Raw genomic sequence first — 12,988 nt, 5'->3', positions numbered from 1 at the left:
AACCCTTATAATTTGGACGCATTTTTTATTGCTAAAATAGGAGGAGTTTATTTGTCAAAGTATACCAAGGAACAATTATTAGAGGAAGTGGAAAAAGAAGAAGTAGAATTTATTCATTTACAATTTACAGATATAATGGGAGTCATGAAAAATATTTCTATTACTTCAGAGCAACTTGAAAAAGCACTTGATAATGAAATAATGTTTGATGGATCTTCCATAGATGGTTTTGTGAGAATTGAAGAATCTGATATGTACTTAAGACCGGATTTAGATACCTTTAGAATATTTCCATGGTCAGGAGAACACAAGGAAGCAAGATTTATATGTGATGTATATAATTCAGATGGTAGACCATTTGAAGGTTGTCCTAGAAATAGATTAAAGAAAATAGTAAATGAAGCTAAAGAAATAGGATATACTATGAATGTCGGTCCTGAATGTGAATTTTTCTTGTTTCATACAGACGAAAAGGGTGAACCATCTTTAAATACTCATGATAATGCAGGATATTTTGACTTAGCTCCAGCAGATTTAGGTGGAAATGCTAGAAAAGATATGATTATAACTCTTAAAAAGATGGGATTTAATATAGAAGCTTCACATCATGAAAATGCTCCAGGACAGCATGAAATAGATTTTGAATATGCAGATGCCATAACTACTGCTGATAATATAATGACCTTTAAAATGGTAGTAAGGATTGTAGCTCAAAGACATGGACTTCATGCTACTTTTATGCCTAAACCTAAAAGTAATATGGCAGGTTCTGGAATGCATTTAAATATTTCTTTGGCTCATTTAGATGGGAAAAATGCTTTTTATGATAAAGATGATAAGATGAAATTTAAAACTATAGCATATAATTTTTTAGGTGGACTTATAAAACATGCCAAAGCTTTTACAGCCATAACTAATCCCACAGTAAACTCATATAAGAGATTAGTACCAGGATATGAAGCACCTGTTATGATAGCTTGGGCTGAAGGAAATAGAAGTCCGCTTATAAGAATACCTTCAAAAAAGGGTGATTCAACCAGAATAGAGCTTAGAAGTCCAGACCCATCAGCTAATCCATATCTAGCATTAGCTGTCACATTAAAATCAGGACTAGATGGAATAAAAGATAATATAAAACCTAGCAATGGAATAAAAAATAATTTATATGATATGAAAGAAAAAGATTTAAAAGATCAGGGTATAGATAGATTACCTACAAATCTAAAAGAAGCTCTGATTGAATTTGCTAAGGATGATTATATGAAAGAGGCTTTAGGAAATCATTTATATAAAAGAGTAATTGATGCAGGAATATATGAATGGAATGAGTATTCTAAATTTGTATCAACTTGGGAAGTTTCAAGATATTTAAGAAAATTTTAGTTGTAAAAAATATATTTTGTAAATATAATGAGTACATACTTAATTTTCTGGAGTGATTAGATGTCTAAAGGTCGCATTTTAATATGTGATAGTAGTGAATATATTAGGACAAATATAAAAAAACTTCTTTTAAAAAGAAGTTTTCAAGTTTATGAAGCTACTAATGGATTAGAAGCACTAAGACTTGCTAGAAGTATTTATCCAGAACTTGTTATTTTAGATTTAAATTTATGGGGAATGAATAGCATTGAAGTAGGTAAAATAATAGAAAAAGATAATATTTCTACGGTTATTTATATGACAAGTAAGGTAGATGCAGTTTTTTTAAATGAAATAGAAAAAATGAAATTATATGCCTATATAAAAAAACCTATAATAGGTGAAAATTTATATCAAATAATAGATTTTGCTCTTATTAATTCAAATAAGATAAATAATTTAAAAAGGAAAGTAAATGATTTAGAGATTGAAATCAACTCTCGCAAAAATATAGATAAGGCAAAAAGAATGTTAATGAAAAAATTAAATATAACAGAAGAAGAATCATATAGTATAATTAGAAGAGAAAGTATGAATAGATGCATAAGCATAGAAAAAGTAGCTCAAGAAATAATTGAGAAAAATTCTAAATCAATATAAAATTCAAATAATTTATATTGATTTATTTAATTAGAGTGATATAATTCAATAATGGTAGTTTCAAAAAAATTTATATAAAGGAGATAATAAATGTATTATTTATTTATATTTTTTGCTAAGATTATTGAAGTGGCATTTATGACACTTAGGGTTGTTTTTATAACTAAGGGTGAAAAAATATATGGTTCGATAATAGGCTTTATTGAAGTAGTAATTTGGCTTTTTCTAATTGGAAATGTATTAGATGGAATACAAGACGATCCCCTTAGAATGGTTGCTTATTCATTAGGTTTTGCATGTGGAAACTATCTTGGATCTTTTATAGAGGAAAAACTAGCTATAGGACTTATGACTATAAATATCATAGCTACAGGAGATAATGGTAGAAAACTTGCAGATATTTTGAGAAATAAAAAGATAGGTGTAACTGTAATAGATGCAGAAGGAATTGAAAAGGAAAAAAATTTACTTATAATTCATGCTAAAAGAAGAAGAAGAGGTGAAATTTTAAAACTTATAGATGAAACAAATATACCTGCTGTGATTTCAGTAAATGATACTAAGGTTATATATGGAGGATTTGGAATAAGAAAATAACTACAACAATGATTGTAGTTATTTTTTTGATTAATTATGAATAATAGGGTAAAATTAGAATAAGTATAAATACATATAGGAAGGTGAGGAAATGGAATATTTAAATAAGTATAATGAGTGGCTTGAAAATGAAAATATTGATGAAGAAACTAAAAAAGAATTAAGAAGCATAGAGAATGATAAAGAAGAAATAGAAGAAAGATTTTATACTGACCTTGCATTTGGTACAGCAGGATTACGCGGGAAAATGGGTGCAGGTACAAATAGAATGAATAAATATGTGATAGCACTTACAACAAAAGCTCTTGCAGAAGTAATAAAAGAAGAGGGGAGTGAAGCTTGCAGAAAAGGTGTTGCAATTGCATATGATGTAAGACATAAATCCGATGAATTTGCAAAAATTGCATCCCTTGTACTTGCAGAAAATGGAGTAAAGGCATATCTATTTGAAGGAATTAGACCTACACCTGAACTTTCATATGCTGTTAGAAAGTTTAAAACTCAAGCAGGTATAGTAGTAACAGCAAGTCATAACCCAAAAGAATATAATGGATATAAGGTCTACTGGGAAGAGGGAAGTCAGATATTATCAGATATAGCTAAAAGAGTAACTGAAAAAATTGCGGAAATTGATGATATTGCAGCTATAAAAACAATGGATGAAAATGAAGCTAAGGAAAAAGGATTACTTCAAATTATAGGTAAAGATGTGGATGATGAATATATTGGAAACGTAAAAGATTCTTCTATAAGAAGTGATGTAAATAAAGATATAAAAATAGTATATACTCCACTTAATGGTACAGGATACGTTCCAGTAACACGTGTATTAGATGAATGTGGTTTTAAAAATGTATATGTAGTAGAAGAACAAGCTAAGCCAGATCCAACATTTGCAACTGTCGGCTATCCAAATCCTGAAGATACTAAAGCATTTAAATTAGCTATAAAATTAGGAAAAGAAAAAAATGCAGATATATTGATAGCAACAGATCCAGATTGTGATAGAATGGCTGCTATGATAAAGGATAATGGCGGTGAATACATCGCTATAAATGGAAATCAAACTGGTGCAATACTTATAAAATATATTTTAGAGGGATTAAAAGAAAATGATAAATTACCTTCTGATGGAGTAATTGTAAAATCAATAGTTACTGGAGATCTAGGTAAAGCTATAGCTGAGTCTTTAGGCGTAGAAACTTTAAATACTCTTACAGGATTTAAAAACATTTGTGCTAAGGCAAATGAGTTTGAAAAAACTGGAGAAAAAACATTTATATTTGGATATGAAGAAAGTATAGGTTATGTTTATGATACTTATGTAAGAGATAAGGATGGAGTAGTAGCAGCAATGTTATTTGCAGAAGCTGCTGCATATTATAATAAAAATGGCAAGAATTTATTAGAAGTTTTAGATGATATTTATGAAGAATATGGCTACTATAGTGAAGATCTTTTTTCACTCGTTCTAGAAGGCATAGAGGGAAAAGAGAGAATTAATAGAATGATGGATGTATATCAAACTGAATATCTAAAGGAAATAGAAGGAGCAAAATTAGTAAATATTACTGATTATGAAAATTCTATTAAAAAAGATTTAATAAATAAAAGCGAAGAAAAAATAGATATGGAAAAAACTAATGCATTAAAATATGAAATGGATAATGGTTCATGGTATGCAATAAGACCATCAGGAACAGAGCCAAAGATTAAAATATATATTTATGCTAAAGGTGAAGATAAAAAAGATGCAGAAAAGAAAGTAGAAAATATAAAAGAAAATGTATTAGATAAATTAAACAGTATAAAATAGTAAGAAAGGAGTAGATCAATTGATCTATTCCTTTTTTACGTTAATGTAATTAAATATATTGTTAAAACTATAAGTAATAGGGTATTTTATAATTAGAATATAATAAGGAGGTTTAAATCCATGATAATAGATAAATTTAATCCTTTAGAGGATGAAATGATAAGTGTATTAGATAAGGAAGGAAATATAATAAGGGAAGATATTCTTCCAGAAATAGAAGATAATAAATTAATAGACATGTATAAAACTATGTTACTCACAAGGATTGCAGATTCAAAAGCTCTTCAATATCAAAGGCAAGGAAGAATGCTTACCTATGCACCAAATAAAGGTCAAGAAGCAGCTCAAATAGGTTCAGTTGCAGCAACAAAAAAAGAAGATTGGTTAGTACCAGCATTTAGAGAATTAGGTGCATGGTTATATAAGGGAGCTTCACTTGAGAAATTTTACCTTTATTGGTATGGAAATGAAGAGGGAAGTGGATTTTCTGAAGATGAAAGAATATTACCTATGGTTGTACCTATAGCTAGTCAACTACCTCATGCTGTAGGAATTGGTATGGCTTCAAATATAAAGGGTGAAAAAGATGTAACTCTTGCATATGTTGGTGATGGTGGAACAAGTGAAGGAGAGTTCCATGAGGCTTTAAACTTTGCAGGAGTATTTAATACGCCAAATGTGTTTGTAATTCAAAATAATGGATGGGCAATATCACTTCCTCGTCACAAACAAACTGCATCTAAAACATTAGCTCAAAAAGCTATTGCATATGGAATACCAGGTATTCAAGTTGATGGAAACGATATCCTAGCAATGTATGCTGTAACTAAAGAAGCAGTTGAAAGAGCAAGAGATGGTAAGGGTCCTACCCTTATTGAAGCAGTAACATATAGACTTGGTGCTCATACTACATCTGATGACCCAACTATATATAGAAAAGATGAAGAGGTTGAGGAATGGGCATTAAAAGATCCAATCACACGTTTTCAAAAATATTTAATAGATAAAGGAATATGGTCAAAAGAAGAAGATGAAAAGTTAAGAGAAGAATATTCTGATGAAATAACTAAGACATTTAAAAAAGTAGAAAAAATTGGTTCTGATACTGAGCTAGAAAATATATTTAAACACACATATAAGGAAATGACACCTAATTTAGAGGAACAATATGAAAGTCAAAAGAAATATTTTGAAGGAGGCGAAAAATAATGCCATTACTAAATAATATAAGTGCACTGACATATGCACTTGAACAAGAAATGGAAAGAGATAAATCTATAGTAGTATATGGAGAAGATGCAGGACTTGAAGGTGGAGTATTTAGAGCAACCAAAGGCTTGCAAGAAAAGTTCGGTGAAAAAAGAGTATTTGATACACCTTTAGCTGAAGCAGGAATTGTAGGTTCAGCTGTAGGTATGGCTATAAATGGACTAAAACCTGTAGTTGAAATTCAATTTTCTGGTTTTATGCTTCCAGCATATAATCAAATAGTAGCTCATGTGGCAAGAATGAGAAATAGATCTCGTTCAAGATATAATCTACCTATGGTAATTAGAATGCCTTATGGAGGTGGAGTAAGATCCCCTGAGCATCATTCAGAAAGTCCTGAAACATTATTTGCACATATTCCAGGACTTAAGGTAGTTATCCCTTCAACTCCATATGATAGTAAGGGACTCATGCTTTCTGCAATAAGAGATGAGGATCCTGTAATATTTATGGAACCAAAGAGAATTTATAGGGCATTTAAGCAAGAAGTACCAGAAGAAGACTATACTATACCTATTGGAAAAGCAAAGGTAGTAAAAAAAGGTGAAGATATTACAGTTGTAGCTTGGGGAGCTTTGGTTCGTGAAACACAAAAGGCTATTAAAACATTAGAAGAGAAGGAAGATATATCAGTAGAGTTAATAGATTTACGTACAATATCACCAATAGATAAAGAAACTATAATAGAATCAGTTAAAAAAACAGGTAGGTTTTTAGTTGTTCATGAGGCAGTTAAATCATTTGGACCTGGTGCAGAATTAATTTCCATAGTAAATGAAGGAGCATTTCTTTATTTAGAAGCACCTCCATCTAGAGTTACAGGGCTTGATGTGACAGTACCACTACCTAAGTCTGAACATTTCTTTATGGTTGATGAAAGAAGAATAATAGATAAAATAAAAGAACTAATTAAGTATTAGAGAGGTGATTATAAATGTATAAATTTAAATTTGCAGATATTGGAGAAGGAATACATGAAGGTAAACTCCTTAAATGGATGTTTGAAGAAGGAGATAAGGTAAAAGATGGAGATACATTATTTTTAGTAGAAACAGATAAAGTAAATGCAGAAATACCATCTCCTGTTGATGGAGTAGTAAGTAAATTACTAGCTGAAGAAGGAGATACAATTCATGTTGGTGATGTAGTTATAGAAATAGATGATGGTGGAGAAAATGAAAACACAAAAGAAGATAAAAAGGAAGAAAAAGAAACTACTAAAACAGAAACAGTAGATGAAGGCAAAGATATGGCTGGAGTTGTAGGTGCATTAGAAGTAGGAGAAGATGTAATAGACTCAAGTGATGAAAAAGATCAAAAAGAAGATAGTAATTCCAAAAAGAAAATACTTGCAACACCTGTAGCTAGAAAACTTGCAAAAGATTTAGGAATAGATATTAATACTCTAACAGGTAGTGGAGCAAATGGTAGGGTTATGAAAGATGACATATATAAAGCTAGTGACAAAGAAAAATCAAATAAAAAAGAAGATAATATAAAAGATACTAAAAAAGAATCAGATAATAAATCTTATAAGAGTAATATAGATATACCTGAGATTAAAATAGATGGTGAAGTAGAAAGAGTTAAAGTATCTAAAATGAGAAAAACTATAGCAGAAAACATGATTCTTTCAAAATCAGTAATCCCACATGCTACTTCAATGGATGATTTTGATGTAACTGAGCTAGTAAAACTTAGAAAAGAACAAAAAATGATAGCAGAAAAACAAGATATCAAACTAACATACATGCCATTTGTAATTAAGGCAGTAACACTTGCCCTAAAGGAATACCCTGTATTAAATGCTAGTTATGACATGGAAAATGAAGAGATAGTATATAAGAAATATTATAATATAGGAATAGCAGTAGATACTCCTGAAGGACTCATGGTACCAGTAGTTAAAGATGCAGATAAAAAAGGCATCTTAGAAATATCAAAGGAGATGAATGATTTAATAGAAAGATCTCAAGATAGAAAAATATCATTAGATGATTTGCGAGGAGGAACTTTTTCTATAACAAATTATGGTGCAGTTGGATCTAGTTATGGGGTACCTGTTATAAAATATCCAGAAGCAGCAATAATTGGTATTGGTAGAATAACGAAAAAACCAGTAGTTATTGATGGAGAGATAGTTATAAGAGATCTAGTACCTATTTCATTAAGTATAGATCATAGAATAGTAGATGGAGCAGATGCAGGTAGATTTTTAAATAAAGTAAAAGAATTCTTGCAAGATCCTATGCTATTATTACTAAGTTAGGAGTGGAAAATATGAGTTATGATATTGCAGTAATTGGTGGAGGGCCTGGAGGATATGTAGCTGCTATAAAGGCAGCTCAGATGGGAGCAAAAACAGCTATAATAGAAGATGGAAATATAGGTGGAGTATGCTTAAACTGGGGTTGTATACCAACTAAAACACTGCTTAAAAGTGCTAAAGTGTATAAATATATGATGAATTCAGAGAAATATGGGATAGATTTAGAAGACAAATCCAATGTGAAAATAAATTGGGAAAACATGAAATCTAGGAAAGATCAAGTAGTAAATCAATTAACTGGAGGAGTAGAAACTCTTCTTAAAAAAAATGGTGTAGACATATATGATGGGTTTGCTAATATAGTAGATAAAAATACTATAGAGATAAATGATGAAAAGATCAGTGCAAAAAATATAATCATATCAACAGGTTCTTCTCCTAGGATACCTAATATAGAAGGATTTAAAGAATCTATGGATAATGGGTTTATTGTTACAAGTAAAGGTGTAATAGATTTAGATGAATTACCTAAAAAACTTGTGATATTAGGTGGAGGAGTTATAGCTGTAGAGTTTGCAACTTTATACAATGCACTTGGAGTAGAAGTTACAATTTTACATCGCTCTGAAAAAATATTAAGAAGTATAGATAATGACATAAGCAAAAAGATGACTAGAATTCTCAAAAAAGATGGCGTGAAAATAATATATAATTGTGATATTAAGAAAATAGAAAATGGAAAAATTACTGCCATAGTTAAAGATAAAGAAAAAATATATGAAGCTGATAAGATACTTACAAGTATAGGTAGGGTTCCAAATATGAAGGGACTTGAAAATATTGATATCAAAAAATATAAAAAAGGTATTTTAACAGATGAAAATATGAGAACAAATATAGAAAACATTTATGCTATAGGTGATGTTAACGGGAAATACATGTTAGCCCATGTAGCTAGTGCAGAAGGAATTTCAGCAGTAGAAAATATATTAGGTGAAAAATCTACTATAAATTACAATACTGTACCATCATGCATATATAGTTTCCCAGAAATAGGAGTTGCTGGTTTAACAGAAGAAGAAGCTAAAGAAAAAGGATATGATGTAATAACTAGCACCTTCCCACTTGCAGCAAATGGAAAATCACTTGCTGAAGGTGAAACAGATGGATTCATAAAGATAGTCTCAGATGAAAAATATAAGGAAATACTAGGAGTTCATATATTAGCTCCTAATGCAACAGATATGATTGCAGAAGCTGTTACTACTATGGAGCTTGAAGGTACAGCATATGAGCTTGCAAAAGCTATACATCCACATCCTACACTATCAGAGATAGTGATGGAAGCAGCTCAAGGAATCATAGACAAACCAATTCACATATTCAAATAAAAAATAGCAGCCATATGGCTGCTATTTTTTATTTGAATAGACAATCTAATATGTCTTCTTTATTGATATTATAAAAATACTTTTCGATTTCAATATTTTCAAGTGTCTTTTCTATATCTTCTTTTCTGTATGATTTACCTATTAATTGATCTTCTAAAGAGCTAACATCTTTGTCCCCAAAAAAGTCACCATAAATTTTAAGATCTTTAATCTTGCCATTTTTAACGCTAAATCTTATATCTAGTAATCCACCTTCGGCTCTTTTTGTCTTTTGAATTTCAAATTCTGGACTTTCTCCAAAATTCCATTCCCATTTATCATATCTAGAATTCTTAAGTTCTTCAATTTCTTTTAATTCTTTATCATTTAATTTATATTCTTTTTCTTGTGGGCTATCTGTATCTAATATGAATTTTAAAAGTATTTCTTTAAATTCATCCATAGGCACTTGTTTTTCTAAATGAGGAGCAATATTTGTAACTCTACTTTTTATAGATTTTATACCTTTAGATTTAATTTTTTCATCACCTACATTTAAAACCTCAACTATATCTTCTAAGGTAGAATCAAAAAGAATAGTACCATGATGAAGCATTTTGTTTTTATAGAAATACTGTGCATTTCCTGAAACCTTTTTGCCATCTACTACAATATCATTTCTACCATGAAAAACAGCATTTACTCCTAACTTAGCTAGGGCATCTATAACGGGCTGTGTAAATATTTTGAAGTTATTGACATTTGAATGAAAGTTCTTAGTTACAAATGAAAAGTTTAAGTTACCTAAATCATGATAAACTGCTCCTCCACCAGAAAGTCTTCTAACTACATTAATATCTTTTTCTTCTATATAATTTTTATTTATTTCTTCTATGGTATTTTGATTTCTACCTATAATTACTGATGGTTCATTTTGCCATAATATAAGTATGTCTTCATCTACATCCAATCCCTTTACAGCATACTCTTCCAAAGCTAAATTGTAATGAGGATCTAAGTTGTTATTTTCAATATAAATCATATTATTCTCTCCTTTTTTATTATATACTTTACTTATTTTTTTATATATATTATAATAACTATAATACAATAAGAGCATAATATATTCAATAGACAATGATAGGAAGAGTAAATATAAAAATTCATTTTAGCGAGTTGATTATGGTGAAAGTTCAACATGTATTTTATATTGAAGAACATCCTTGAGTTTCTAACCGAAATCATTTGAAAGTAGGCTTAGACGGATCCAAACCGTTATTTGTTAGAGTGATCATAATTAATATATGATAACTAGGGTGGTACCGCGAAATCTTTTCGTCCCTTTATAGGGAGATTAGATTTTTTATTTTGCAAAAAAACAGGAGGGTAAAAAATGGAAAATACTTTAGTAAAAGAAATTTATAAGAAAAAAGAAGATTTTAAAGATCAAGATATAAAAGTTTCAGGATGGATTAGAACATCTAGAAGCTCTAAAAAGTTTGGTTTTATAGAATTAAATGATGGGAGCTTTTTTAAGGGAATTCAAATAGTTATTGATAGTGAATTAGAAAACTTTAAAGAAGTATCAAAACTTTCTGTAAGCAGTGCTATAATTGTTCATGGTAAATTAATACTTACACCAGATGCAAAACAACCTTTTGAAATACAAGCAAATAGGGTAGAGATAGAAGGAGAAGCACCAAGTGACTATCCTTTACAAAAAAAGCGTCATACTTTTGAATACCTAAGAACTATAGCTCATCTTCGTCCTCGTAGCAATACTTTTTCTGCAGTATTTAGAGTAAGATCTCTTGCAAGTTATGCTATACATAAATTCTTTCAAGAGAGAAACTTTGTATATACTCATACTCCAATTATAACTTCAAGTGATGCAGAAGGTGCAGGAGAAATGTTTAGAGTAACTACATTAGATCTTGAAAACATAGAAAGAGATGAAAAGGGTAAAATTGATTCTAGCTCTGATTTCTTTGGAAAAGAAACAGGACTTACAGTAAGTGGCCAATTAGCTGCTGAAACATATGCTCAAGCATTTAGAAATGTATATACATTTGGACCTACATTTAGAGCGGAAAAGTCTAATACACCAAGACATGCAGCAGAATTTTGGATGATTGAACCTGAAATATCATTTGCTGATTTAGGCGATGATATGGATTTAGCTGAAGATATGATGAAATTTATCATAAAATATGTTATGGAAAATGCTAAGGAAGAAATAGAATTTTTCAACAAATTCATAGACAAAGGGCTTAAAGAAAGACTTACAAATGTAGCTAATTCTGACTTTGAAAGAATAACTTATACAAAAGCAATTGATATTCTAAAAGAATCAAAGGAAAGTTTTGAATATAAGGTAGAATGGGGAATTGACCTTCAAACAGAACATGAAAGATATATAACAGAAAAAGTATATAATAAACCTGTTTTTGTAACAGATTATCCAAAAGATATAAAAGCATTTTATATGAGATTAAATGAAGATGAAAAAACTGTAGCAGCTATGGATTTATTAGTTCCAGCCATAGGAGAGATTATTGGAGGAAGCCAAAGAGAAGAAAGATTAGAAAAGTTAGAAGAGAGAATTAAAGAATTTGGTTTAGACAAAGACGAATACTGGTGGTATTTAGATTTAAGGAAATATGGCACTACAAAACATGCAGGATTTGGTCTGGGTTTTGAAAGAATAATAATGTATCTTACAGGGATGACTAATATTAGAGATGTTATATCTTTCCCTAGAACAACAAAATCAGCAGAATTTTAAATTAAAGGTGATTTAATTTTCCACCACTTAAAGGGGGATCAATTTAAATGATACAAAATTGGAATCAAGTTCTTATACCTTATGAACAAGCAGTAGAGGAATTGAAGATAAAATTTAAGAGTATAAGAAATGAATATAGGAAAATGGACGAATATTCTCCCATTGAATTTATCACAGGAAGAGTAAAAAAGATATCTAGTATATTAGATAAATCTAAAATATTAAACATTCCATTGGATGAAATAACTGAAAAGATGGAAGATATAGCAGGTATCCGCATAATGTGTCAGATGGTTGAAGACATTGATAAGGTTGTAGATTTAATAAAGGAAAGAGATGGAAAAGATTTAAAGGTAGAATATGAAAAAGATTATATTAATAATCCGAAAGAAAGTGGCTATAAATCTTATCATATCATTATAAGATATCCAGTTCATACTGCTTTTGGCCAAAGGGATATCTTAGCAGAAATACAAATAAGAACTTTAGCAATGAATTTTTGGGCAACTATTGAACATTCACTCAATTATAAATTTGAAGGCAATATGCCAGATCATATAAACATTAAGCTTAGAAATGCAGCAGCTTCAGCATCAAATCTAGATAAACAAATGTCTGAAATAAGAGAAGAAATAGTAGAAGCTCAAGAAATGTTTCAAGTGAAAAGCACTTTAGTTGCAGAGATATTAAATAAAATACAAACACTATATTTCTCAGGTAAAGTAAAAGAAATAGATGATTATAGAGAAGAATTCTTCAACATACAAGAGCGAGGAAATTTCTATGAACTTAGATATTTTAAAAAGAAATTAGATAAATTAGCATCACAATATGATATACAAATACTATTATAGGTACTC

General features: G+C 29.8%; 11 protein-coding genes and 1 other annotated feature. Of the genes, 10 read left to right on the top strand and 1 reads right to left on the bottom strand.

What is annotated here, in order from left to right; translation table 11 throughout:
• Positions 1 to 51 precede the first annotated feature (51 nt).
• From glnA to lpdA, 8 genes are all read left to right on the top strand, one after another.
• The gene (gene glnA, locus ACTHUW_RS03270; protein ID WP_442199219.1) at positions 52 to 1,383 is read left to right on the top strand and encodes a type I glutamate--ammonia ligase; all 1,332 of its coding nucleotides are present in this window, start codon (positions 52 to 54) and stop codon (positions 1,381 to 1,383) included.
• Between the two features lie 60 nt (positions 1,384 to 1,443).
• A complete protein-coding gene (locus ACTHUW_RS03265) occupies positions 1,444 to 2,022 on the top strand; it encodes an ANTAR domain-containing response regulator (RefSeq protein ID WP_442199220.1) in 579 nt (192 codons plus the stop codon).
• Positions 2,023 to 2,112: 90 nt separating this feature from the next.
• Positions 2,113 to 2,619 (top strand): DUF2179 domain-containing protein, encoded by a 507-nt coding sequence (locus ACTHUW_RS03260; RefSeq protein WP_442210695.1) that lies wholly within the window; start codon positions 2,113 to 2,115, stop codon positions 2,617 to 2,619.
• A gap of 91 nt (positions 2,620 to 2,710) precedes the next feature.
• Positions 2,711 to 4,435, top strand: coding sequence for a phospho-sugar mutase (locus tag ACTHUW_RS03255; protein ID WP_442199222.1), 1,725 nt, complete (start codon positions 2,711 to 2,713; stop codon positions 4,433 to 4,435).
• A gap of 120 nt (positions 4,436 to 4,555) precedes the next feature.
• Entirely contained in the window at positions 4,556 to 5,644 is a 1,089-nt protein-coding gene (gene pdhA / locus ACTHUW_RS03250) for a pyruvate dehydrogenase (acetyl-transferring) E1 component subunit alpha (protein WP_442199223.1), read from the top strand.
• The gene (locus ACTHUW_RS03245; protein ID WP_442199224.1) at positions 5,644 to 6,624 is read left to right on the top strand and encodes an alpha-ketoacid dehydrogenase subunit beta; all 981 of its coding nucleotides are present in this window, start codon (positions 5,644 to 5,646) and stop codon (positions 6,622 to 6,624) included. Before pdhA ends, ACTHUW_RS03245 begins: the two co-directional genes overlap by 1 nt.
• Positions 6,625 to 6,638: 14 nt before the next feature.
• Positions 6,639 to 7,973 (top strand): dihydrolipoamide acetyltransferase family protein, encoded by a 1,335-nt coding sequence (locus ACTHUW_RS03240; RefSeq protein WP_442199225.1) that lies wholly within the window; start codon positions 6,639 to 6,641, stop codon positions 7,971 to 7,973.
• Between the two features lie 11 nt (positions 7,974 to 7,984).
• Entirely contained in the window at positions 7,985 to 9,364 is a 1,380-nt protein-coding gene (gene lpdA, locus ACTHUW_RS03235) for a dihydrolipoyl dehydrogenase (RefSeq protein ID WP_442199226.1), read from the top strand.
• A gap of 28 nt (positions 9,365 to 9,392) precedes the next feature.
• On the opposite strand, the gene ACTHUW_RS03230 is transcribed toward lpdA, so the two are convergent.
• On the bottom strand, positions 9,393 to 10,385 hold the full coding sequence (locus ACTHUW_RS03230; RefSeq protein WP_442210694.1) for a lipoate--protein ligase: 993 nt from the start codon (positions 10,383 to 10,385) through the stop codon (positions 9,393 to 9,395).
• A gap of 86 nt (positions 10,386 to 10,471) precedes the next feature.
• Positions 10,472 to 10,689, top strand: a binding site (T-box leader).
• A 47-nt stretch (positions 10,690 to 10,736) separates the two neighbouring features.
• On the opposite strand from ACTHUW_RS03230, the gene asnS reads away from it, so the two are divergent.
• Together asnS and ACTHUW_RS03220 are read left to right on the top strand one after the other, a co-directional pair.
• Positions 10,737 to 12,128 (top strand): asparagine--tRNA ligase, encoded by a 1,392-nt coding sequence (gene asnS / locus ACTHUW_RS03225; RefSeq protein WP_442210692.1) that lies wholly within the window; start codon positions 10,737 to 10,739, stop codon positions 12,126 to 12,128.
• Positions 12,129 to 12,175: 47 nt separating this feature from the next.
• A complete protein-coding gene (locus tag ACTHUW_RS03220; protein WP_442197220.1) occupies positions 12,176 to 12,982 on the top strand; it encodes a GTP pyrophosphokinase in 807 nt (268 codons plus the stop codon).
• Positions 12,983 to 12,988: the final 6 nt, after the last annotated feature.

Origin of the sequence: Senegalia sp. (in: firmicutes) (assembly GCF_052088025.1) — a bacterium.
In the GTDB taxonomy this organism is placed as follows: Bacteria; Bacillota; Clostridia; order Tissierellales; family SIT17; genus Anaeromonas.
The sequence above is the reverse complement of the archived record's forward strand: the minus strand, read 5'-3'. Positions and strand labels throughout refer to the sequence as shown.

Excerpts from the sequence above, each read along its gene's own strand:
- ACTHUW_RS03265 (WP_442199220.1), top strand. The coding sequence starts at position 1,444 with ATGTCTAAAGGTCGCATTTTAATATGTGATAGTAGTGAATATATTAGG.
- ACTHUW_RS03255 (WP_442199222.1), top strand. The coding sequence starts at position 2,711 with ATGGAATATTTAAATAAGTATAATGAGTGGCTTGAAAATGAAAATATT.
- ACTHUW_RS03260 (WP_442210695.1), top strand. The coding sequence starts at position 2,113 with ATGTATTATTTATTTATATTTTTTGCTAAGATTATTGAAGTGGCATTT.
- ACTHUW_RS03220 (WP_442197220.1), top strand. The coding sequence starts at position 12,176 with ATGATACAAAATTGGAATCAAGTTCTTATACCTTATGAACAAGCAGTA.
- ACTHUW_RS03230 (WP_442210694.1), bottom strand. The coding sequence starts at position 10,385 with ATGATTTATATTGAAAATAACAACTTAGATCCTCATTACAATTTAGCT.
- lpdA (WP_442199226.1), top strand. The coding sequence starts at position 7,985 with ATGAGTTATGATATTGCAGTAATTGGTGGAGGGCCTGGAGGATATGTA.
- pdhA (WP_442199223.1), top strand. The coding sequence starts at position 4,556 with ATGATAATAGATAAATTTAATCCTTTAGAGGATGAAATGATAAGTGTA.
- asnS (WP_442210692.1), top strand. The coding sequence starts at position 10,737 with ATGGAAAATACTTTAGTAAAAGAAATTTATAAGAAAAAAGAAGATTTT.
- ACTHUW_RS03240 (WP_442199225.1), top strand. The coding sequence starts at position 6,639 with ATGTATAAATTTAAATTTGCAGATATTGGAGAAGGAATACATGAAGGT.
- ACTHUW_RS03245 (WP_442199224.1), top strand. The coding sequence starts at position 5,644 with ATGCCATTACTAAATAATATAAGTGCACTGACATATGCACTTGAACAA.